General features: G+C 72.3%; 20 protein-coding genes. 5 read left to right on the top strand and 15 right to left on the bottom strand.

Annotated features, from left to right (window positions below; genetic code table 11):
• Positions 1-2 precede the first annotated feature (2 nt).
• From kdpB to C6C15_RS01705, 4 genes are read left to right on the top strand one after another with little or no spacing between them, the layout of a single operon-like run.
• On the top strand, positions 3-2,327 hold the full coding sequence (kdpB, locus tag C6C15_RS01720) for a potassium-transporting ATPase subunit KdpB (protein WP_105949122.1): 2,325 nt from the start codon (positions 3-5) through the stop codon (positions 2,325-2,327).
• Positions 2,328-2,347: 20 nt separating this feature from the next.
• Entirely contained in the window at positions 2,348-2,953 is a 606-nt protein-coding gene (gene kdpC, locus C6C15_RS01715; RefSeq protein WP_105949121.1) for a potassium-transporting ATPase subunit KdpC, read from the top strand.
• On the top strand, positions 2,950-5,511 hold the full coding sequence (locus C6C15_RS01710) for an ATP-binding protein (RefSeq protein ID WP_105949120.1): 2,562 nt from the start codon (positions 2,950-2,952) through the stop codon (positions 5,509-5,511). Before kdpC ends, C6C15_RS01710 begins: the two co-directional genes overlap by 4 nt.
• On the top strand, positions 5,508-6,179 hold the full coding sequence (locus tag C6C15_RS01705) for a response regulator (RefSeq protein WP_105949119.1): 672 nt from the start codon (positions 5,508-5,510) through the stop codon (positions 6,177-6,179). Before C6C15_RS01710 ends, C6C15_RS01705 begins: the two co-directional genes overlap by 4 nt.
• Here the strand turns inward: C6C15_RS01705 and C6C15_RS01700 are convergent.
• On the bottom strand, positions 6,176-6,991 hold the full coding sequence (locus tag C6C15_RS01700) for a TspO/MBR family protein (protein WP_105949118.1): 816 nt from the start codon (positions 6,989-6,991) through the stop codon (positions 6,176-6,178). The genes C6C15_RS01705 and C6C15_RS01700 overlap by 4 nt on opposite strands.
• A gap of 87 nt (positions 6,992-7,078) precedes the next feature.
• Positions 7,079-7,645 (bottom strand): TetR/AcrR family transcriptional regulator, encoded by a 567-nt coding sequence (locus C6C15_RS01695; protein ID WP_105949117.1) that lies wholly within the window; start codon positions 7,643-7,645, stop codon positions 7,079-7,081.
• 95 nt (positions 7,646-7,740) lie between these two features.
• Here C6C15_RS01695 and C6C15_RS01690 point away from each other — a divergent pair, with 95 nt between their 5' ends.
• The gene (locus C6C15_RS01690; protein ID WP_105949116.1) at positions 7,741-8,583 is read left to right on the top strand and encodes an alpha/beta fold hydrolase; all 843 of its coding nucleotides are present in this window, start codon (positions 7,741-7,743) and stop codon (positions 8,581-8,583) included.
• 69 nt (positions 8,584-8,652) lie between these two features.
• Here C6C15_RS01690 and C6C15_RS01685 read toward each other — a convergent pair whose 3' ends face one another.
• The 13 genes from C6C15_RS01685 to C6C15_RS01625 form a co-directional block, all read right to left on the bottom strand.
• Positions 8,653-10,728, bottom strand: a complete 2,076-nt coding sequence (locus C6C15_RS01685) for an iron ABC transporter permease (RefSeq protein WP_105949115.1) — start codon at positions 10,726-10,728, stop codon at positions 8,653-8,655.
• On the bottom strand, positions 10,725-11,756 hold the full coding sequence (locus C6C15_RS01680; protein ID WP_105949114.1) for an ABC transporter substrate-binding protein: 1,032 nt from the start codon (positions 11,754-11,756) through the stop codon (positions 10,725-10,727). The genes C6C15_RS01685 and C6C15_RS01680 overlap by 4 nt, the downstream gene beginning before the upstream one ends.
• A 25-nt stretch (positions 11,757-11,781) precedes the next feature.
• A complete protein-coding gene (locus C6C15_RS01675; RefSeq protein ID WP_105949113.1) occupies positions 11,782-12,621 on the bottom strand; it encodes an ABC transporter ATP-binding protein in 840 nt (279 codons plus the stop codon).
• A gap of 1 nt (position 12,622) precedes the next feature.
• Entirely contained in the window at positions 12,623-13,576 is a 954-nt protein-coding gene (locus tag C6C15_RS01670; RefSeq protein ID WP_105949112.1) for a siderophore-interacting protein, read from the bottom strand.
• A complete protein-coding gene (locus C6C15_RS01665) occupies positions 13,566-14,366 on the bottom strand; it encodes an ABC transporter ATP-binding protein (protein WP_025104024.1) in 801 nt (266 codons plus the stop codon). Before C6C15_RS01665 ends, C6C15_RS01670 begins: the two co-directional genes overlap by 11 nt.
• Complete coding sequence (locus C6C15_RS01660; protein WP_186326338.1) at positions 14,363-15,436, bottom strand: FecCD family ABC transporter permease; 1,074 nt, start codon at positions 15,434-15,436, stop codon at positions 14,363-14,365. The genes C6C15_RS01665 and C6C15_RS01660 overlap by 4 nt, the downstream gene beginning before the upstream one ends.
• A complete protein-coding gene (locus C6C15_RS01655) occupies positions 15,433-16,476 on the bottom strand; it encodes a FecCD family ABC transporter permease (protein WP_060922837.1) in 1,044 nt (347 codons plus the stop codon). Before C6C15_RS01655 ends, C6C15_RS01660 begins: the two co-directional genes overlap by 4 nt.
• A 32-nt stretch (positions 16,477-16,508) precedes the next feature.
• Entirely contained in the window at positions 16,509-17,534 is a 1,026-nt protein-coding gene (locus C6C15_RS01650; protein ID WP_105949111.1) for an iron-siderophore ABC transporter substrate-binding protein, read from the bottom strand.
• A gap of 233 nt (positions 17,535-17,767) precedes the next feature.
• Positions 17,768-17,971 (bottom strand): cold-shock protein, encoded by a 204-nt coding sequence (locus C6C15_RS01645; RefSeq protein ID WP_025104028.1) that lies wholly within the window; start codon positions 17,969-17,971, stop codon positions 17,768-17,770.
• A 73-nt stretch (positions 17,972-18,044) separates the two neighbouring features.
• On the bottom strand, positions 18,045-20,912 hold the full coding sequence (locus C6C15_RS01640; protein ID WP_158698504.1) for a helix-turn-helix transcriptional regulator: 2,868 nt from the start codon (positions 20,910-20,912) through the stop codon (positions 18,045-18,047).
• Positions 20,913-20,980: 68 nt separating this feature from the next.
• Positions 20,981-21,205 carry a hypothetical protein gene (locus tag C6C15_RS01635; protein ID WP_105949109.1) on the bottom strand — a complete coding sequence of 75 codons (225 nt, stop codon included), beginning with the start codon at positions 21,203-21,205 and terminating at the stop codon, positions 20,981-20,983.
• A 130-nt stretch (positions 21,206-21,335) separates the two neighbouring features.
• Entirely contained in the window at positions 21,336-22,424 is a 1,089-nt protein-coding gene (locus C6C15_RS01630; RefSeq protein ID WP_105949108.1) for a DUF998 domain-containing protein, read from the bottom strand.
• A 95-nt stretch (positions 22,425-22,519) separates the two neighbouring features.
• The gene (locus C6C15_RS01625; protein ID WP_105949107.1) at positions 22,520-22,975 is read right to left on the bottom strand and encodes an SRPBCC family protein; all 456 of its coding nucleotides are present in this window, start codon (positions 22,973-22,975) and stop codon (positions 22,520-22,522) included.
• Positions 22,976-23,069: the final 94 nt, after the last annotated feature.

Genomic DNA, 23,069 nt, shown 5'->3' with positions numbered 1-23,069 from the left:
CCATGACCCTCCTGACCACCCCTCCCGAACAGCAGGACGCCCCCGCCGTCGCGGCCCGCCCGCCGCGCTCCTTCGGCGGGGCGCAGCTCGCGCAGGCGCTCCCCGGCGCCCTCCGGAAGCTCAACCCCGCGACGCTCGTGCGCAATCCGGTGATGCTCCTCGTGTGGGTCGGCGCCGCGTTCACGACCGTCCTCGCGATCGCGGAGCCCTTCCTCGGCGGGCCCGCCCCGTCCGGCGGCACCCCCGTCCCGGCGGCGTTCACCTGGGGCATCGCGATCTGGCTCTGGCTGACCGTGTTCTTCGCGAACGTCGCGGAGTCGGTGGCCGAGGGGCGCGGCAAGGCTCAGGCCGCGAGCCTGCGGAACACCCGCACCCAAACGATGGCGCGACGGGTGGTGGGCCCTTCGACAAGCTCAGGGACCCGGGGCCTCGGCTCAGGGACCCGGGGCCTCGGCTCGGGGACCCGGGGCCTCGGCTCAGGGACCCAAGGCCTCGGCTCGCGGACCCAGGGGGGCGCGGAGTGGGTCGCTGAGCTTGTCGAAGCGCCGACGGAGACGGTGTCGTCGGCGGAGCTGCAGCGCGACGACCTCGTGATCGTCAGCGCGGGCGAGCTCATCCCGGGCGACGGCGACATCGTCGCGGGCATCGCGACGGTCGACGAGTCAGCCATCACCGGCGAGAGCGCCCCCGTCGTCCGCGAGTCCGGCGGCGACCGCAGTGCCGTCACCGGCGGCACGCGGGTGCTGTCGGACCGGATCGTCGTGCGCATCACGTCGAAGCCCGGCGAGACGTTCGTCGACCGCATGATCGCCCTCGTCGAAGGGGCGAGCCGACAGCGCACCCCGAACGAGATCGCCCTGAACATCCTCCTCGCGAGCCTGTCGATCGTGTTCGTCGTCGTGGTCCTCGCGCTGAACCCGATCGCCTCGTACGCGGCGTCGCCGGTGAGCATCCCCGTCCTCATCGCCCTGCTCGTCTGCCTCATCCCGACCACGATCGGCGCGCTCCTCTCCGCCATCGGCATCGCGGGCATGGACCGGCTCGTGCAGCGCAACGTGCTGGCGATGTCGGGGCGGGCGGTGGAGGCCGCGGGCGACGTGACCACGCTGCTCCTCGACAAGACCGGCACCATCACCCACGGCAACCGCCGCGCCCACGCCGTGCTGCCGCTCACCGGGGCGGACGCCGCGGAGGTGCTGCGCACCGCCGCCCTCTCCTCCCTCGCCGATCCGACGCCGGAGGGCGCATCGATCGTCGAGCTCGCCGCCGCCCGCGGGATCCGGGTCCAGGCCCCGGCGGACGCCGTCGTCGTCCCGTTCACGGCGCAGACGCGCATGAGCGGTCTCGACCTCGCCGACGGCACGCAGATCCGCAAGGGCGCGGCCTCGGCCGTGGCGGCCTGGCTGGGGCAGACCCCCGATGACGAGCTCACGACCCTCACCGACGACGTCGCCTCGGGCGGCGGCACGCCCCTCGTCGTGGCGGTGCAGGGCCCTTCGACAAGCTCAGGGACCCAGTCCGGCTCAGGCCCTTCGACAGGCTCAGGGACCCAGCCGGACTCAGGCCCTTCGACAAGCTCAGGGACCCATCGGATCCTCGGGGTCGTGCACCTCAAGGACATCGTCAAGGACGGCCTCCGAGAGCGGTTCGACGAACTGCGCGGCATGGGCATCCGCACGGTCATGATCACCGGAGACAACCCGCTCACCGCGAAGGCCATCGCGGCCGAGGCCGGCGTCGACGACTACATCGCCGAGGCCACCCCGGAGGACAAGCTCGACCTCATCCGCCGCGAGCAGGAGGGCGGGCGCCTCGTCGCGATGACCGGGGACGGCACGAACGACGCCCCGGCACTCGCCCAGGCCGACGTCGGCGTCGCGATGAACACGGGCACCTCGGCGGCCAAGGAGGCGGGCAACATGGTCGACCTCGATTCCGACCCGACCAAGCTCATCGACATCGTCCGCATCGGCAAGCAGCTGCTCATCACCCGCGGCGCGCTGACGACGTTCTCGCTCGCGAACGACATCGCGAAGTACTTCGCGATCATCCCGGCGATGTTCATGGGCGTGTTCCCCGGACTCGCGGCGCTGAACATCATGCAGCTGCACTCGCCGGCCTCGGCGGTCACGAGCGCGATCATCTTCAACGCCATCGTGATCGTGTTCCTCATCCCGCTCGCGCTCCGTGGCGTGACCTACCGGCCGGCGAGCGCCTCCCAGATCCTGCAGCGGAACCTGCTCGTCTACGGCCTCGGCGGGGTCATCGCCCCGTTCGTGGGCATCAAGCTCATCGACCTCCTCGTCAGCCTCCTCCCCGGCTTCTGACCGGGCTCGAAAGGAACGCCATGTCGTCCACCACCCGCACCACGATGCGCACCGCCGGTGTCGCCGTCCGCGCGATGCTCGTCCTCACCCTCGTCCTCGGCGTCGGGTACACGCTGCTCGTCACCGGCATCGGCCAGCTCCTCCTCCCCGCACAGGCGAACGGCTCGATGCTCCCCGGCGACCGGGGCAGCGCGCTCATCGGCCAGTCCTTCACGGATGCCGAGGGCGAGGCCCTGCCGGAGTACTTCCAGTCCCGCCCCTCCGCGGCCGGCGACGGGTACGACGGGGCCTCGTCGGGCGGCAGCAACCTCGGGCCGGAGAATCCCGACCTCGTCGCCGAGATCGCCGCGCGGAAGGCCGAGATCGCCGCGAGGGAGGGGGTCGATCCGTCCGCGGTGCCCGCGGATGCCGTGACCGCGTCCGGCTCCGGTCTCGACCCGCACATCAGCGTCGCGTACGCAATGCTCCAGGTGCCGCGGGTGGCCGCCGCCCGCGACCTGCCGGAGGACGACGTCCGGGCGCTGGTGGAGTCTAGGATTCAAGGGCGGGACCTGGGGTTCCTCGGCGAGGAGCGCATCAACGTCGCGGAGCTGAATCTCGCACTCGACGACCGGGAGGGTGCATGAGCGCAGAGCGGCCGCTGCGCCCCGCGACGGACCGGAACCGCCGCGGGCGACTGCGCGTCCTCCTCGGCGCCGCGCCGGGCGTCGGGAAGACCTTCGAGATGCTCGTCGAGGGCCGGAGGCTCCGTGACGAGGGTCGCGACGTCGTCATCGCGATCGTCGAGACCCATGGCCGTGCGGCCACGGCCGCCCTCACGTCCGGGCTGCCCGAGGTGCCGCGCCGGGAGGACGCCCACCGCGGGGTCGTCCTCTCCGAGCTCGACCTCGACGCGGTGCTCGCCCTCGGCCCGGAGATCGCGCTCGTGGACGAGTTCGCGCACACGAACGCCCCCGGCTCGCGGAACCCCAAGCGCTGGCAGGACGTCGAGGAGCTGCTGGACGCGGGTATCGACGTCGTCACCACCGTGAACGTGCAGCACATCGAGTCGCTGAACGCGGTCGTGGAGAAGATCACCGGGATCGCCCAGCGCGAGACCATCCCGGACGCGGTGGTCCGCGCCGCCGACGAGATCGAGGTCGTCGACCTCGCGCCGCAGACGCTCCGCGACCGCCTCGCCGCGGGCCTCGTCTACCCCGCGGAGCGCATCGACGCCGCGCTCTCGCACTACTTCCGCCTCGGCAACCTCACCGCGCTGCGGGAGCTCGCGCTGCTGTGGCTCGCCGACGAGGTCGACAGCGCGCTCCGCAGTTATCGCGCCGAACAGGGCATCGCCGGAGCGTGGCAGGCACGCGAGCGGGTGGTCGTCGCCCTCACCGGCGGCCCGGAGGGTGAGACGCTGCTGCGCCGCGGGGCCCGCATCGCCGCCCGGTCCGCCGGCGGGGAGCTGCTCGCCGTGCACGTGACCGCCCAGGACGGGCTGCGCGACGAGACCCCCGGCGCCCTGGCCGCGCAGCGCTCCCTCGTCGAGTCGCTCGGCGGGAGCTACCATCAGGTGGTCGGCGACGACATCCCCGCGACGCTGGTGGAGTTCGCCCAGGGTGCCGACGCCACGCAGCTCGTGATCGGGGTCAGTCGGCGCGGCCGCCTCGCCGCCGCGCTCACCGGGCCGGGCATCGGCGCCGAGGTCATCCGCCGCTCGGGCGATATCGACGTGCACATCGTGACCCACGCCGCGGCGGGCGGCCGGCTCGCCCTCCCCCGCATCACCGGCGGTGCGCTCGGCTGGCGGCGTCAGGCGCTGGGGTTCGGCGTGGCCCTGGTGTTCGGCCCGCTGCTCTCCTGGCTCATGTTCACGGTCCGCAGCCCGGAGTCGATCACGGCCGAGGTGCTCGCCTACCAGCTCCTCGTCGTGGTGGTCGCCCTCATCGGCGGCATCCGCCCCGCGGTGTTCGCGGCGGTCCTCTCCGGCATCACCCTCGACTTCCTCTTCGTCGCCCCGCTGTTCACGATCACGATCGCGCACCCCCTGCACGTGCTCGCGCTCACCCTCTACGTCATCATCGCGATCCTCGTGAGCCTCATCGTCGACCAGGCCGCCCGCCGGGCGCGGACTGCGCAGCGGGCGACCGCCGAGGCGGAGCTCCTCGCGGCCGTCGCCGGGAATGTCCTCCGCGGCGACAACGCCGTGCTCGCCCTCGTCAGCCGCACGCGGGAGGCGTTCGGGCTGAGCGGGGTGCGGCTGCTCACCCCGTCCGGGGAGGTGCTGGCGAGCGACGGCGAGCCCGTGCCGGACGGCCGCGCCACGACCATCCCGGTCGGGGTCGCGTCCGGTGGGGGACCGCGGGCCGTGCTGGAGCTCAACGGCGAGCCGATCGCCGGTCCGGAGCGCCGCCTGCTCGACGCGATCGTCGCCCAGCTCGCCGCCGCCATCGAGCACACCGATCTGCGAGCCACGGCACGGGAGGCGGAGGCTCTCGCCGAGACCGATCAGGTGCGCAGCGCCCTCCTCTCCGCCGTCAGTCACGATCTGCGGCGGCCGCTCGCCTCGGCCGTCGCGGCGATCGGCGGCCTCCGCGGCGCGCACGGCCTGTCCGCCGAAGACCGCGCGGAGCTGCTGGAGACCGCGGACGAGAGCCTCGCGACGCTCTCCACCCTCGTCACCGACCTCCTCGACGTGAGCCGGGTGGAGGCGGGGGTGCTCGCCGTCTCGGCGCAGCGGATCGACGCAGCCGGCCCCGTGCTCGCCGCGGTGGACGAGCTCGGCCTCGGCCCCGCCGACGTCGAGCTCGCGCTCGATCCCGACCTCCCGCCGCTGCACGCCGACCCGGTGCTGCTCCAGCGCGTGCTCGTGAACGTGCTCGCCAACGCCCACCGGCACGCGCCGGCGGGCAGCCGTGTGCTCGTGTCGAGCAGCCGGCTGGGCGATCGGGCGGAGATCCGGATCGTCGACCGCGGCGAGGGGATCGCCCCCGAGCGGCGCGATGCGATCTTCCAGCCGTTCCAGCGCTTCGGCGACACCGACAATACGACCGGGCTGGGGCTCGGGCTCGCCCTCTCCCGCGGATTCACCGAGGGCATGGGCGGTAGCCTGACACCGGAGGACACCCCCGGGGGCGGACTCACCATGGTCATCTCCCTGCCGCTCGCCGCAGGGACCGCCGACACGGAGGGCACGGAGTGAAGCTCCTCATCGCCGACGACGACCCCCAGATGGTGCGGGCGCTGCGGATCACCCTCGCGGCCCACGGGTACGAGGTCGTCGTGGCCGCCGATGGCGCCGCCGCGGTCGCCGCCGCGGCGCAGACCCACCCCGACCTCATCATGCTCGACCTCGGCATGCCCCGGCTCGACGGCATCGAGGTGATCCAGGCCCTCCGCGGCTGGACGAGCGTGCCCATCATCGTCGTGTCGGGGCGGACGGGCTCGGCCGACAAGGTCGAGGCGCTGGACGCGGGGGCGGACGACTTCGTCACGAAGCCCTTCCAGGTGGATGAACTGCTGGCCCGGCTCCGGGCGCTCTCCCGCCGCGCGGTCGCCGCGAACGGGGAGTCCGTGGTCGCGTTCGGGGATGTCGTCGTCGACCTCGCGACGAAGACCGTGACCCGTGCCGGCACCCGTGTGCACCTCACGCCGACCGAGTGGCGGATGCTGGAGCACCTCGCGCGGCACCCGGGCGCGCTGGTGACCCGGCAGGACCTCCTCAAGGAGATCTGGGGCAGCGCGCAGGTGTCCGACTCCGGCTACCTCCGGCTGTACATGTCGCAGCTCCGCAAGAAGCTGGAGCAGGAGCCGTCGGCGCCGGTCCACCTGCTCACCGAGTCGGGGATGGGGTACCGGCTGGTCCTCTAACGACCGAGCGGGGCGCGGTCGCGCGTGCCGGCGAGGCGACGCCGCCGGAGGACCGCCACGACGCCGACGATGACGAGCAGGACCGCGACGATGATCGCGGTGACGGCGGTGGCCGCGCTCTCCGGCTCATCGGTGAGCCGCCCGACCGCGAGCCAGCTCAGTCCCCAGGCCGTTGCGAGCGCCGGAGCGAGGCGGCCCGTGAACCAGGCCGACGCGGCACCGATCACGAGCACGACGACGAGCACGGCGACGGCCCAGGCGTCGGGGGCATCCGAGCCGACCTCCGGGACGGTCTGCGTGAGCCAGGCGGCGGTGTTGGCGACGGTCGCGATCGTGACCCAGCCGAAGTGCAGACCGTTCGCCCCGTCCGTGAGCAGGCGGTCGGCGAGGGAGCGGGCGGGGAACCGGCCGAGGAGCACGATGATGCGCGCGAGTGTCGCGAGCAGCAGCGCGATCACGAGCACGGTGAGCCACAGCGTCAGGTACCGCGCGGTCACCAGCCAGAGGCCGTTGAGGACCATGGAGAGGGCGATCCAGCCGCCGACCGCCTGCTGACGCTCGTCCTGGCGCTGCGCGGGGAGGGCCTGCCACACGGTGTAGGCGAGGAGTCCGAGGTAGATGAGCGACCAGATCGAGAACGCCGGTCCGGCGGGGGCGAGGTACGACCCCTGGGCCGAGAGCGCGCCGTTCTGCAGCTCGTCGACGGAGTCACCGCCGAACGCGCCGGCGCCGACGGCCGCGGCGATCAGCATGAACACGGCCGCGGCGATCACGAGGCTCTGGCGGGCGATGCCCTTCGTCGAGGTCTCCATGCCGGAACCCTACGCGGGGCGGGAGCAGAAGGCAGTGGCCTTGACAGGGACTCGCGGTTTCGCTAACCAGGTTAGCGAGTGGAGGCGTCAGGCCGGAGCGAGGGCAGCGTCGATCAGGACCTCGGCGGCGCGGCGTGCGTGCACGGCGGCCTCCGGGTCGGCGCCGATCGCCGCGGTACTCTGCGCACCCTCCGCGAGGAGAGAGAGCTGGGCGGCCAGACCCACCGGGGCACCGGTGGCCGCGACGAGCTCCGCCATGTACTGCTGGAACGAGGCCTTGTGCGCGCGGACGATCGCGGCCACCTCGGGGCTCGTCCCCCCGAGCTCGCCGAACGCGTTGATGAAGGCGCAGCCCCGGAACCCGTCGCTGCAGAACCAGTCCTCGAGGTAGCCGTAGACCGCGAGGAGGCGGGCGCGCGGGTCGTCGCCGCTCTGTGCCACCGCCGCCGTGAGCCCCTGCTCCCATTCGGCGTGCTTCCGGGTGAGCACCGCCGCGACGATGTCGGTCTTCGCCGGGAACAGCGAGTACACGCGCCGCAACGACACGCCGGCGGAAGCCCGCAGCTCGTCCATGCCGACCGCCGCGTAGCCCTTGCGGTAGTACAGCTCCTCCGCGGCGGAGAGGATGCGTTCGCGGGCCTCGTCTTCGGTCATGTCCAGAAGTCTACTTGACACGAGAACGAACGTTCTCTAGATTGATCACATCAGGCGAGAACGATCGTTCTCACCGGCACCGAAAGGAACACATCATGGGTTACATCACCGTCGGCACCGAGAACACCACCCCGATCGAGCTCTACTACGAAGACCAGGGCAGCGGCCAGCCCGTCGTCCTGATCCACGGCTATCCGCTCAACGGCCACAGCTGGGAGCGCCAGACCCGCGAGCTCCTCGCCCAGGGGTACCGCGTCATCACCTACGACCGCCGCGGCTTCGGGCAGTCCTCCAAGGTCGGCTCCGGTTACGACTACGACACCTTCGCCGCCGACCTGAACACGGTGCTCGAGACCCTCGACCTCCGCGACGTCGTGCTCGTCGGGTTCTCCATGGGCACCGGGGAGCTCGCCCGCTACGTCGGCCGCTACGGTCACGAGCGCGTCGCGAAGCTCGCCTTCCTCGCGTCGCTCGAGCCCTTCCTCGTGCAGCGCGACGACAACCCCGAGGGCGTGCCGCAGGAGGTCTTCGACGGGATCGAGGCCGCCGCCAAGGGCGACCGCTACGCCTGGTTCACCCAGTTCTACACGGACTTCTACAACCTCGACGAGAACCTCGGCACGCGCATCAGCCAGCAGGTCGTCGACGCGAACTGGAACCTCTCCGTCACCAGCGCCCCGGTCGCCGCGTACGCCGTGGTGCCGACCTGGATCGAGGACTTCCGCGACGACGTGAAGGCCGTGGCCGCCGCCGGCAAGCCCACGCTGATCCTGCACGGCACGAAGGACAACATCCTGCCGATCGACGCGACCGCCCGCCGCTTCCGCCAGGCCGTGCCCGAGGCCGAGTACGTCGAGGTCGAGGGCGCCCCGCACGGCCTCCTCTGGACCCACGCCGACGAGGTCAACGCCGCGCTGACGCGGTTCCTGGCCCGGTAACCCCGTTCGAATCGCCTGAATGGCCCCATTTCCTCCGGAGATGGGGCCATTCGGGCGATTCGAAGCGGGTCAGCGGGAGCGCCAGAGCAGCCAGACGAAGTACGGGGCGCCGATCAGCGCGACCACGAGACCCGCCGGAAGCTGCGCGGGGGCGATCACCGTCCGGCCGATCGTGTCCGCGATGCCGACGAGCAGCCCGCCGAGGAGCACCGCCGTCGGGATCACCCGCGAGTGCCGTGCGCCCACCAGCGCCCGCGCGGCGTGCGGCGCCACGAGCCCCACGAAGCCGATGACCCCGATCGCCGTCACGCTCAGCGCCGCGAGGATCGCCGCCACCAGCAGCAGCGTCAACCGGACGGGCTCCAGCCGGATGCCGACCAGTCGCGGCGTGTCCTCGTCGAGCGACAGCACGTCGAGCTCCCGGCGACCCATCACCACGAACGGCACCGCGATCACGAGGACGATCGCCAGCGGGATGACCTGCTCCCACACCCGTCCGTAGGTCGTCCCGGAGAGCCAGGTGTAGATCTTGGGGGTGTCCCACGGGTTCGACCGCAGCAGGAGGACGGTCGTGAGCGAGACCGTGAAGTACGACACCCCGATGCCGATCAGCAGGAAACGGTCCGCGTTCAGGCCGCCCCGCCACGACAGCAGGTAGACGAGGGCGAAGGCGAGCAGCGAGCCCGCGACGGCCCCGACGATCATCCCGCCCGTCGACGACGTGATGCTCGTGATCACCAGCACCGCGCCGAGCCCGCCGCCGCCGGTGACGCCGAGGATGCCCGGGTCGGCGAGCGGGTTGCGGCTCACCCCCTGGATCACGGCGCCGGAGAGCGCGAGCGCGGCGCCGGCGACCACAGCGGCCACGATCCGCGGCGCCCGCTCGTCGAGGGCGAAGGCGATGGGAGCGGGAGCCTGCCCCTGCAGCCACAGCGCGATGTCGCCGGTGAGCAGCCAGGTGTGCCCGGCGAGCAGTCCGAGCAGCAGCACCCCGACCACGCCGAGGGCGACGAGGGCGAGGGTGATCCGGAAGCGCAGGCGGCTGCGGACGCCGAAGCGCACCCGCGGAGGCTCGCGCGTGGGCCCGGCGTCGCGGAGGCGTCGGGCCATGAGCACGAGCACGATCGCACCGAGCAGCGTCGTCGCGACGCCGGTCGGGATGAGGATCGCGGCCTCCGCGCCGATCACCGCGCGCAGGAGGGCGTCGGACAGGATGACGACGAGGGCGCCGAGGAGCCCCGCCGCGGGGATCAGCAGCACATGGCGGTTCAGGCTCGGCACCACCCGCGTCAGCAGCCGCGCGAGCACCGGCGCACACAGCCCGACGAAGCCCATCGGCCCCGCGAGGGTCACCGCGACCGCCGTGAGAGTGACCGCGAGGAGGATCCCGATGGTCCTCGTCGACCGGATCGGCACGCCGAGCGACGAGGCGGTGTCGTCCCCCAGCGACAGGATGTCGAGGCGCCGTGCGAGCAGGAGCGCGAGCACCGTGACGACCACGACGACCGGTGCCGCCTGGAGGAACGCGGTGAGTCCGAGCTGCGACAGGCTCCCGCTTCCCCAGGCGAGCAGTCCCTTGGTCTCCTCGTCGAACAGGATGAGCAGCGTCGAGGTCGCGGCTTGGAAGGCGAGCGCGAGCGCGGTGCCGGCGAGGATGAGGCGCGTCGTGGACGACCCCGCCCCTCCGGCCAGCCCGAGCACGATGCCCGCGGCGACGATGCCGCCCGCGAACGCCACCGCCCCGGAGGCCCACACCGGCACGGCGATCCCGAACGCGGCGAGCGCCGTCACGGCGAGGTAGGCCCCGGCTGTCACGCCGAGCGTGTCCGGCGACGCGAGGGCGTTGCGGGCGAGGGACTGCAGCAGCATGCCGGCGACCCCGAGGGCGATGCCCACCGCGACGCCGGCGGCGAGCCGCGGCACCCGCGACCCCCAGAGGACGTCGGCGTCGGCGAACACCGCGCCGCTCGTGCCCTGGGTGAGGTGCCAGCAGGCGACCGCGACCAGCACGACGGCGAGAGCGACGAGCACGCCGACGCCCGTCCACACCCCGGGCGTGCGACCCTCCGCCCCCACGGAGACGGCGGACGGGGCGTCGGGCTCCGCGGTCGCCGTCGTGTCGTCGAGGCGGAGGGTCTCGGTCACTTCGAGAGCACCTCGAGGTAACCGTCGATGATCTGCGAGGTCGAACGCGGGCCGCCGAAGGTCCAGATACCGGCCGGGAACGCGGTCAGGCGGTCCTCCGCCACCGCGGGGAGCGAGGTCCAGGCGGGGTTGTCGGCGAGGGCGTCGACGAAGCTCTCCGAGTCCGGGTCCGCGGTGCCGGTGTAGAACAGGTTCGCGTCGCCGACCGTCGTCATGCCCTCGACATCCGTCTGACCGAGGCCGTACACGGGGTCGACCTCGCCGGTCCAGGCGTTCGTCAGCCCGAGTTCCTCGCCCACCTCGCCGACGAGCGAGCCCTGGCCGAACGGACGCAGCGCCACGTTGCCGCCGTCGACCCAGCCGTCGAAGAACACGAAGTCGGTGGTCGCGAGGTCGCGGTCGGCGAGCTCGGCCTTCGCGGTCTCGAGGTGCTCCTGGAACTCCTCGGTGACGACGTCGGCCCGCTCCTCGCGGCCGGTGACCTGGGCGATGAGGTCGAAGGTGTTCAGCATCTTGGCGATCGGGTCCTTCGCATCGGCGCCGATCGTCGCGAGCACGGGCACGTCGTAGGCCTCGAGCTGCGCGACGATGGGGTCGTCCGCGGCCCTCACCTCGACGATCACGAGGTCGGGATCGGTGCCGAACAGCGTCTCCAGATTCGGCTCCTGGCGGGTGCCCACGTCCACGACGCCCTCCGGCAGCTCCTCGGCGGTGACCCAGGTGCTGTAGCCCTCGGCGTCGGCCACCGCGACCGGCGTCACGCACAGCGACAGGGCGTCCTCGATCTGCTGCCACTCGAGCACCGCGATGCGCTCGGCCGGCTTGTCGAGCTCCACCGTGCGGCCGAGGTCGTCGGTGACGGAGACCGCCCCGGTCGAGGTGCTCGTGGTGTCGTCCGTGCAGCCCGCGCTCGTCGAGGTCGGGGCGTCGGACCCCTCGGCGGACGGCGTCTGCGTGGTGCCGCAGCCGGCGAGCGCGAGGGTGAGGGCGCCGCCGAGGGCGAGCACGGCGAGGGGGGTCTTCTTCATCGGTGGTTCCTTCAGGGGGTCGGGATCAGGGGGCGGAGGGGGCGCGGAGGCGACCGTGGTGGCGACCGCGCGGACGAACCCGCACCAGGCCGGTCTCCTCGTCGAGGGCGGTGTCGATGCGCAGGCCGTACACGTGCGACAGGTTCTCGCCGGTGAGGACCTCGGCGGGAGCCCCCGCCGCGTGCACCCGCCCTCGGTGCATCAGCACGACGTCGTCGGCGACCGAGGCGGCGTGGTCGAGGTCGTGCAGCACGACGCCGAGCGCGGTGCCGTGGTCGTCGGCGAGCTCCCGCACCAGGTCGAGGGTCTCCACCTGGTAGCGCAGGTCGAGGTGGTTGGTCGGCTCGTCGAGCAGCAGCACCCCGGTGTCCTGGGCGAGCGCGGTCGCCAGCCAGACGCGCTGCAGCTCGCCGCCGGAGAGCTGGTCGACCGGACGGGCGGCCATCGCGGACAGGCCGGTGAGGGAGAGGGCGCGCGCCACGGCGGCGCGGTCGGCGTCGCTCACGCCGGAGAACCGTCCGCGGTGCGGGTGCCGGCCGTAGGCGACGACGTCGGAGACCTCGATCCCGGAGGGGTGCGGCCGGGACTGCGACAGCATCGCGACGGTCTTCGCGAACTCCTTGGCGGAGAGGGCGGCGGCGTCACGCGGCTCCGCACCGCCCACGCGCACGGTTCCGGCCTCGATGCGGTGCAGCCGTGCGAGAGCGCGGAGGACGGTCGACTTGCCGCTGCCGTTCGGTCCGATGAGCGCGGTCACCCGTCCCGGCGCGAGGCGCAGGGAGACGTCGTGCACGACCCGCGTGCGGCCGTAGCCGAGGACGAGGGATTCTCCCGCCAGGCTGCGGTGATCGATGGCCTCGGTCATCTCAGCCCCGCATCGCGACGCCGCGGCGCCAGTAGCCCATGAACGCGACCTGCGCGCGGTCGATCCCGAGGTCCTTCACGAGGTGCCGACGCAGCGTCGTCACGACACCGCTCTCCCCCGCGATCCAGAAGTAGCGGCCGGCGGCGGCGTCGGGCGCGATCTCCTCCCCCAGGCTCGAGTACTCGGGGGTCTCCCAGAGGAGGTCCTCCCCCTCGATGTCGGTGACGCGGATCTCGTCCCCGGCATCGTCGTCGCCCAGGTGCTCGAGCACCGCGGGGATGAGGCGGAGCCCGTGCGGCTCTCCGGCGTCGCGCGGCAGCCAGTGCACGTCCACCCCGGCCGGCACGTCGATCGCGAGCACGTCCGCGGGCGACGGCACCTCGATGAACGCCGTGCCGCGGAGGTCGCGCGGGGCGTCCTCCAGGATGCGGGCGATGGCGGGGGCCGCGGTCTCATCCCCGACCAGGACCACCGAGGTCGCCGCCCCCGGGGCGTACTCCGCGCCGCCGTGTGCGACGACCCCCCGACGCGGGCCGACCAGCCACAGCTCCTGACCCACCGCGGCCGTGCTCGCCCACCGAGAGGCCGGACCGGTGAGCCCGGGCTCCAGGTGCAGCACGAAGTCGATGTCGACCTCGGTCTGGCCGTCGCCGTCGACCCGCAGGTCCCGGACGGAGTAGGTGCGCATCGAGCCGCGCTCCTCCTCCGGGACGGCCAGGTACGAACCCCACCAGTCGTGCGTCGACCGGTCGATCTCCGCGAGCACGCCGGACGCGGGTGGGAAGACGAGCTTCACCCGGCTGTCGTACACCTCCCCCGGCGTCCCCAGCTCGCTGAGCTCCTCGCCGCCGAGCGTCACCCGAACGAACGACGGGGAGACGCGGGCGACGGAGCGCACCTCGGCGCGGGTGAGGATGTAGGTCGGGCGCTCGGTCGTGGTGGATTCAGCGGACATGATGCCTTCCGATGGGGGTGACCATCGGCTTGCCGGAGACCGGGTCGATGGTGATCTGATTGGGGAGGCCGAAGACCTCCTGCACGAGCTCGGCGGTGACGACGTCCTGGGGGGCGCCGATCGCGTGCACGCGGCCGTCCTTCATGGCGACCAGCTCGTCGGCGTAGCGCGCCGCGAGGTTGAGGTCGTGCAGCACCATGACGATCGTGGTGCCGCGCGCGACGCTGAGGTCGGTGAGGAGGTCGAGCACCTCGACCTGGTGGGCGACGTCGAGGAACGTCGTCGGCTCGTCCAGCAGCAGGATGTCGGTCTCCTGCGCGAGGGCCATCGCGATCCAGACGCGCTGCCGCTGGCCGCCGGAGAGCTCGTCCACGCTGCGGTCGGCGAGGTCGCTGATGCCGGTCGCGTCCAGGGCGTCGGCGACGACCTCGTAGTCGTGCGCGCTCCACCGCGACAGCGCCCGCTGATGGGGATGACGCCCGCGACCGACGAGGTCCGCGACGGCGATGCCCTCGGGGGCCACGGGCGACTGCGGCAGGAGGCCGAGGATGCGCGCGACCTCCTTCGTGGGCCGGGCGTGGATCGACTTCCCGTCGAGCACGACCTCTCCGTCCCCGGGGGACAGCAGACGGGCGAGGGCGCGCAGCAGCGTCGACTTGCCGCAGCCGTTGGCGCCGACGATCGTGGTGATCTTCCCCGGCGCGATCTGCAGGTCGAGGCCCTCGACCACGGTGCGGTCGCCGTAGGAGAGGGTGACCCCCTCGGCGGACAGGCGGTGGGCGGCGGTCACAGCGAGCCTCCGGTGCGGTTGGTGCGGATGAGCAGATAGATCAGGTAGGGCGCGCCGACGACGCCGGTGACGACGCCGACCGGGTAGCGCGCACCGAGCGCGAACTGGGCGATGAGGTCGCCGCCGAGCACGAGCACCGCGCCGACGAGACCGCTGGGCAGCAGCAGCGTGGCGCCGGGACCGGTGAGCCGCGCGGCGATGGGTCCGGCCATGAACGCGACGAACGCGATCGGCCCGGTGGCGGCGGTCGCGAAGGCCAGGAGGGCCACGGCGCCGAGGATGAAGACGAGGCGCGTGGCGGTGACCCGCACGCCGAGCCCCGCGGCGGAGTCGTCGCCGAGCTGGAGCGTGCCCAGCGCCCGCCCCTGCGAGAGCAGCAGCGGCACGAGGATCGCGGCGGCGATCGCCATCGGCAGCACCCGCTCCCACGACGCGTTGTTGAGGCTGCCGGTGAGCCACTGCATCGCGGTCTGGATGTCCCAGTTCGCGGCCCGGGACAGCAGGTAGGAGATGACGCTCTGCAGCATGGCCGCCACGCCGATCCCGATGAGGATGAGGCGGGTGCCCGCGAAGCCGCCCTTGATGGCGAGGAGGTAGATCGCCAGCGCCGTCACGAGCGCACCGACGAGAGCGAGGAGCGAGACGGCAGGGCCGTTGAGCGAGAGCACGACGATGCCGAACACCGCGGCGGCGCCGGCCCCGTTCGAGATGCCGATGATGTCCGGCGAGGCGAGCGGGTTGCGCAGCATGGTCTGGAAGGTGACGCCCGCCATGCCGAACGCGAGGCCCGTGAGGATCGCGAGGACGGCGCGCGGCAGGCGCAGATCGCCGACGGTGAACGACGCACCGGGCACCGTCTCGCCGAGGATCACGCGGATGACCTCGTCGAGCGGGTAGAACGTGTTGCCGACCATGAGTGCCACGACGAACAGCACGATCACGACGACCCCGAGCGCGAGGGTGACCACGGCATGACGGCGGTGACGTGCCCGGCGGCCGGCGATGATGCGCGCGGTGCGGGCGGCGGCGGTCTCGTCGCCGCGGACGAGGGTGTGCTCGGTCGTGCTCACAGCTCCCGCACCTTCTGTCGGCGGACGATCCAGATGAAGAACGGCGCCCCGATGATCGCGGTGATGATGCCGACCTGGATCTCCTCGGACGACGGCGAGATCACGCGGCCGACGATGTCGCTCGCGGTGAGCAGCGCCGCGCCGGCGAGGGCCGAGAAGGGCAGCAGCCACCGGTGGTCGGTCCCCACGAGCATCCGGCACATGTGCGGGACGATGAGCCCGACGAACCCGATCGGTCCCGCGATCGCCGTGGCCGCGCCGGCGAGGATGACCGCACCGAGGGCCGACAGCATCCGGGTGCGCAGCACGTGCTCGCCGAGGCCCTTGGCCATGTCGTCGCCGAGGGCGAGGGAGTTCATCCCTCGCGCGCACAGGAAGCAGATGAGGGCGCCGACCGCGAGGACGGGCGCGGTGATCGCGATCCGGGGCCACTCCGCCCCGCCGACGCCGCCGATCTGCCACGACTGGAACGTCTGCAGCAGGTCGACCCGCGGCAGCATGACCGCGCTGATGAGCGAGGCGAACGCGGCGGAGGTCGCCGCTCCCGCGAGGGCCAGCTTGAGCGGCGTGGCTCCGCCGCGGCCGAGCGACCCGACGGTGTACACGAAGACGGCCGCCGCGGCGGCGCCGACGATCGCGAAGGCCATCTGCCCGTAGGGGTTGCTCAGCCCGAAGAACGCGATGCCGAGGACGACCGCGAAGGAGGCGCCGTTCGAGACCCCCAGGATGCCGGGGTCGGCGACGGGGTTGCGGGTGACGGCCTGCATGGTCGCCCCGGCGAGCGCGAGGGCCGCCCCCACGAGGAGCGCGAGCACCGTGCGCGGGATGCGCTTGACGACCGCGGCCTGGGCGATCGTGTCGGTCTGGCCGGAGAGCGCCGCGAGGATGTCGTCGAGCGTGACCGCGCGCACCCCGAACGACACCGAGAGCACGACGAGCACGAGGATCACTCCGACCCCGGCGAGCAGCCAGAGGGTGCGCACCACCGTCGGACGCCGCAGGGTGGCGGCGTCCGACGCGAGGACGGGTGCTGAGATCACGACGACTCTCCGCTGGGGGGCGGACGCGGAGCTTACTTCGCGAGCGGCGCGGCGAGGATGGCCAGGTAGTCCTCGAGACCCCACGGGATCGATAGCGCCGACGGGTTCGCCGATGCGGCGATGGGCGTGGCGTCCGGGAGGATCGCGACGCGGCCCTCCGCGATGGCGGGGATCTTCGACAGCAGCGGGTCGGCCTGCAGCGTGGCCAGGGTGGAGTCGTCGCCGTAGGTCACCAGCACGTCCACGTCGTCGAACTTCTGCGCCTCCTCGGCGCTCACCTGCAGGTAGAACTGGTCGCTGTCCTCGTTCTCCTCCACGATGGCGGGGAGCGGCAGGCCGAGGTCGTGCAGGTAGCCGGGGCGCGTGTCGGCCGCGGTGTAGTAGCCGATCTGGCTCAGGTCGCTCGGGTCGAAGTAGGCGAAGAGCACCTTCTTGCCCTCCAGCGCGCTGTTGGCCGCGAGGGCGGCGTCCGCGTCGGCGTGCAGGTCCTCGATCAGGGCCTCGCCCTCGGCCTCGAGCCCCAGGGCCTTGGCGTTCATCTCGACCATGTCGTCGACGGACGTGCCCCACGCGACATCGGGGTAGGCGACGACCGGGGCGATCTTGGAGAGCGTGTCGTACTCCTCCTGCGTGAGCCCGGAGTAGGCGGCGAGGATCACGTCGGGAGCGGTGTCGGCCACGGCCTCGTAGTCGATGCCGTCGGTCTCGTCGAAGAGCACCGGGGTCTCGCCGCCGAGCTCGTCGAGCTTCTCCTCGACCCAGGGGAGGATGCCGTTGTCGTCGTCGTCGCCCCAGGTGGCCTTGCTCATGCCGACCGGGACGATGCCGAGGGCCAGCGGCACCTCGTGGTTCGCCCACGCGATCGTCGCCACGCGCTCGGGCTTCTCGTCGATGGTCGTCTCGCCGTAGACGTGCTCGACGGTGACGGGGAACGCGTCGTCGGAGGCCGGGTTGCCGCCGGTGGTCGCGGTCGACTCCGGCGCGGAGGACGAGCAGGCGGAAAGCGTCACGGCGAGCGCGGCGGCCGCGCCGAGGGCGAGGAGTCGAGAGGTGCGCACAGGCGTTCCCTTCGGGATGGGAGGTGGGGTGTCGACGCGAGAGCGTCCGGCCTTTGGTAAGCCTCGCCTAATCTAACACGGAGGTTAGGGCGCCCTCACTCCCGTTTCGAATCGCTCACCTTGTCCCATCCGGCGCCCGGATGCCGCAAAGTGGGCGATTCGAAAGTGCCGGGGCAGCGAAAAGCCGGCCGGACCCGTACGGATCCGGCCGGCTTCAGGAAGTCAGCGCACGCTCAGAGAGCGCGGATGTTCGCCGCCTGCATGCCCTTGGGGCCACGCTCAGCGTCGAATTCGACCTTCTGGTTCTCGCGGAGCTCCTTGAAACCGGAGCCGGCGATAGCCGAGTAGTGGGCGAAGAGGTCTTCGGTGCCGTCATCGGGAGCGATGAAGCCGAAGCCCTTCTCTGCGTTGAACCATTTCACAGTGCCAGTGGCCATGTGTTTTCTACTTTCTGTTGACCGGCCGCTCACGCGGCCTGCATCATGCCGATGATCCGACATGCATGCTCGGTCACGCTACCACGGCGGACTGACGGGTCTCCCCTTCTTCGGCCGTGCGATGGGCGAGCGCCGCTTCGGTGCGCGTGCTCACGCCGAGCTTCCGCAGCACCGCCGAGACGTGGACGCTGACGGTCTTCACGCTGATGAACAGGCGCTCACCGATCTGGCGGTTGCTCAGGCCCTCCGCGATGAGGGCGAGCACCTGCCGTTCTCGGGCCGTCAGCTGCTCCGTGTCGGTGGCCTCGCGGGGCCCGGTCGGACGCAGCCCTGCCGCATCGCCGAACCGCGCCAGAGCCTTCCGCAGCGGGACGTGACCGAGATCCTCCGCGATCGCCGTCGCCGCGGCGAGCACGGCCGCCGCCTCCGCGCGCTCACCCGCCGCCACGTGCAGCCGGGCCCGTTCGAGGCGCAGCACCACCCGGAACGTCACCGGCACGTCATCGCCGTCCGCGCGGAGCAAAGCCTCGTCGACAGCAGCGGCCGAGGGGTCGAGGAGTGCGCCGAGCACCGTCGACCACGCGTCGCCCTGCAGTTCCTGCGGCTGTGCCGCCCACGCCGTCTTGATCGCCGCGACCGCCGCCTCGTCGTCCCCACCGCTCGCCCGCAGCTCCGACACGAGGGCGCCGGCCTCGAGGAGCAGTCGGCGCTCGTGCAGCAGCACCGGACCCTTGTCCGTCAGCATCTCCCGCACCGCGTCCAGCGCCTCGCGGATGTCGCCACGGCTCTCCGCCACCGCGACCGTCATCGTGATCCGGTCGTACCAGATCTGCCGCTCCGAGACCCCCGTCTCCTCGAACGCCGGCAGCCACTCCTGCAGGGTCTCGGCGGCCTCCGCGGCCCGGCCCCGCCAGGCGAGCACCCGCACCCTGGTCATGCTGACGTACATCCGGAAGACTCGCAGCGTGCCCTGCAGGAAGTCTCGGGCCAACATGTCCTCGACCGTGCCGATCTCCCCGAGTTCGAGCAAGGACACGATCATGTTCTGCGCCATGATCGAGCCCGACGTCCGCTCGACGCGCAACTCGCGGGCCCGGCGCAGGCCCTCCTCCGCAACGGCGACCGCCTCCCGATAGCGACCGAGCAGCGTCAGCAGATCGGAGTAGTTGACGCGGTACCGCATCTCGGCGGTCGATCCGGCGGCCAGCTCACGCGCCCGTTCGTACTCGCGCACGCCCTCCGCAATCCGGCCGAGGTGGGCCAGCGACGCGCCGCGGACATTCGCGGCGATCGAGAGCTGATCGGTGGTCGCGGCGCCCTTCGCCCGACGTTCGGCCTCGTCGGCGAGCCGGATCGCGTCCTCGCGGTCGCCCGCGATCATTCGCCGACTCGCGAGCTGATTGAGCAGCTCCGCACGGAACACGTCGTCGTCGACCCGCTCGGCCAGTTCGAGAGCCTCCTGCAGCAGCGGGATCGCCCCCAGCCGCCCGAGGTTCACGAGATACAGCGCCTTGTTGCGGAGCAGGCGCGCGTGCAGCCGCGGGTCGACCGTCGCCGGGTCGACCTCGCTCAGGGCGACATTGGCGACCGCCAGCGCCCGCTCGCCGTCACCGGCGTTACGGAGGACCGACCCGAGCACGTGGAGGAGCGCGAGCCTCGCGAATCCGGTGGCCTCCTCCGCGTCCGGCACGAGCGGCCAGAGCTCGAGGACGAGTTCGCCGAACCGCGCCGCACTGGCGAAGGCGTACTGGGCCTTGGCCTGCCGCATGGCCTCCGCGGCGGCGGCGATGGCGCGACGGTCGTCCTGTGCGAGCTGCCAGTGGTAGGCCAGCGCCGCCGGGTCGTCAGCCTCTCCCTGCTCCAGCGCCTCGGCATAGGACCGGTGCAGGCGCGCCCTCTCGCCGGGCAGCAGGTCGTCGTGCACGGCCTCGCGCAGGAGGGCGTGACGGAATCGGTAGTCGTCCTCATCGACGACGATGATGCTGCTGCGCACCGCTTCACGGACCGCCTCCTCGAGCCGCGCCTCCGGAAGCTCGGCGAGGCGCTGGAGGAGCGGGTCCGCGATCGGCCGCTCGGCGCCGGACAGGACCTGCACCACGCGGCGCGCGTCGTCGCCGAGACGGTCGAAGCGGGCGAGCAGGAGGTCGCGCAGACTCTCCGGCAGCGGACCTTTGGCGCATCCGGCGATCTCCTCCACGAAGAAAGGCACGCCCTCGGCACGCACCTGCAGCCGCTCCAGCGCCGTCACGCTGGGCGCGCGTCCTGTGATCTGCTCGACGAGCTCGCCGACCGCATGGTCGTCGAGGCGCGGCACGGTCATCCGTTCGAGCAGCCGGGCTCGCGAGGCCTCGCCGATGAACCGGCTCACCGCGTCTCCGCGACGCACGTCGTCGGTGCGGCACGTGATGAGCAGGAGGAGCCGTCCGCGGTCGAGCGTGCGGAGCAGGAAGGAGAGGATCGCGAGGGTCGAGTCGTCGGCCCAGTGCAGGTCTTCGACGAGGATGACCTGCGGCGCCAGTTCCGTGGCCGCTTCGATGAGCGAGGCGATCGCGTCGCGCAAGCGCTCGGGGCTCGTGCGGTCACGGGCGGCAGGGGTGTCGACGAGCTCCGGCAGCAGCATGCCGAGCGCCTCGACGCCCACGCCGACCGCCTCTCGTGCCCGCTCTTCACCCAGCCGCTCGACGATCGAACGAAGGATGCCGGCGAGCGGTCCGAATGGGGCGCGGGAGGAGCCGAGGTCGAGGCACCATCCCACGTGCACGTCGGCGGCGTTCGCGACGTCGGCGCCGAACTCCCGGACCAGCCGTGACTTGCCGATCCCCGCCTCGCCCTCGACGAGCAGCGCGGCGGGAACGCCCTCGCGCACGCCGTCGAACAGGCGGCGCAATTGGGCGAGCTCGGCGTCACGCCCGACCATCGCGGCGGCGGGGGCTGGGGCCATGGACCCATCGTGCCACTCCCCCCGGACATCCGGATGGCCGAGCGGGAAGGACAGCACGCCGACGTCGGTCATCGGGCGACGGCCGGGTCGCACGCTCCCGCGCGCGGCGCCCGGTTCGCCGCGGCTCCGCTGCCGCGTCCGAGGCGGCGCAGCAGGCGGCGCAGCGGGCCTGCGGGGCGCGGGACGATCTGGTCCGCATGCTCGATGAGCATCCGGCGCCGCGCGACCGCGCGCTCGATCTGCTCCTGCTCGAAAGCCGTGACCTGCTGGGTGAGGTAGGGGTGCTCGAACATGATGTCTCCTCGCGGTTCGGTGTATCCCTACACTCCGCTCTGAGGTGGCTCCTCGACATCGGACGGATGCCCTATTTTCCGCACCCTTTCCCTCCCGACGCCCCACGCCGACGCAGGCCTCCGCGCCACGTCAGGCGCTTGGCGCGCGCATCTGCCTGAGCTCGCGCGACCGCCTGCCCTGCCAGAGCGAGCGCCGCGCGGAGGGACGCGCCTCCTCCGGCGCGAGGATCGCCAGCACCCGCACGAGCGTCGTCATCCACAGCAGCCCGAGCCCCACCACCACCGCCTCCACCGCGGTCACCGGGAAGAAGCCGATGGGCCACCACAGCAGCACCGCCGCGATCACGAGGATCCCCACAGCGACGGAGGTCACGACGAGGGCCAGGGGCCGTCCGGGGACGGCGGCGGTCGTCACCCCGGCCGCCCCGAGGAACAGGAGCAGCGCCGCGACGGCGGCGATGTCGTGCGGCACGGGCGCCCGGGAGAGCGGGACGAGACCCACCGCGGCGAGCGCGAGTCCGGCCGCGGCCCACAGCACCACCACGGTCGCGATCCGGGACAGCGCGTCGTCGCCGAGCAGCCGATGCAGGTCGCGTCCGATGTACGCGCCGACGGTGGCGACCAGCAGCCCGGCCACGACGAGGGTGCCGTTGAACGCCCAGCCCACCCCGAGCTGCGAGAAGTTCTCCTCCCACCACCGAGGGTCGACGGCGGTCACCATCGCGAACAGCGTGCCGATCACGAGGAACCCGAACAGGAGTCCGGCGAGGTCGGCGGTCCGGAGACCGATCCCCGCACCGAACGCGAGTCGTCCGCCGACCGCCGCCGCGACCCCCGTGAGCAGCCCGCCGCCGATCGCTCCGAGCGCGAGACCGCGCAGGCCCGCCGCGAGCACCTCCGCGGTGAGCAGCACGCCCATCGCCGTCACGGCCCCGAACGCGACGGTGAGGGCGGCGGCCGAGAGGCGCGACACGACCCGTTGCCAGCGCGGCATCGCGGCTGCCTCATCGCGACGGTGCAGGAGCGTGCTGACGACGAAGGCCAGCGCCGCCACGCCGCCGGCGACTCCCGCGGCGGGCAGCGCGAGGCCTCCCTCCCCTGTCAGGGGCCGCGGCGGACCGGCGAGGAGCAGCGCCCCGGCGAGACCTCCACCGACGAAGCAGATCACGGTCGCCAGCACGGCTCGAGCTTCGCCCCGGAGACGCTCCGTCGTGTCCATGCGCCCATGCAAGCACGCCCGTCCGACGTCCGCAGCCCCGCACGCGACGAGGCCCGGGGCCGCAGACAGCGGTCCCGGGCCTCGAAGAGGATGCGTCAGGCGTCCACGTCACCCCGCCAGGCGCCGGTCTCGACGCCACGGCCCTCGATGAACTCCTTGAAGTTCTTCAGGTCCTTCTTCACCGCGTGGGATCCCGCGCCGACCAGAGCGCCGACCTTCTCCAGCAGCCCCTCCGGCGCCCAGTCGAGCTGGACGGTCACCCGCGTGGTGTCGTCGTCGAGCTTGTGGAACGTCACGACGCCCGCGTGCTCGGTCTCGCCGCCGACGCTGTTCCACGCGACGCGCTCATCCGGGTGCTGCTCGGTGATCTCGGCGTCGAACTCACGCTCCGCGCCCCCCACGTTCACCTTCCAGTGCGTGTGGGTCTCGTCGATCTGCGTGATGGAGACGACCTCGTCGAGGAACTTCGGGAAGCTCTCGAACTGCGTCCACTGGTTGTACGCCGTGCGGACGGGAACGTCGACGTCGATGGTCTCGATGATCTGCACCATGGGGATGCTCCTCACTTGTTCGTCGTTCGTGTGCCTCCATTCAGCCTGCTGGGCGCGAGAAGGGCGATGGGGTTGACATCGGCGCGACTACCGT

Origin of the sequence: Microbacterium sp. str. 'China', assembly GCF_002993305.1 — a bacterium.
Lineage (GTDB): Bacteria > Actinomycetota > Actinomycetes > Actinomycetales > Microbacteriaceae > Microbacterium > Microbacterium paraoxydans.
This window is presented reverse-complemented; position numbering and strand designations above follow the sequence as displayed.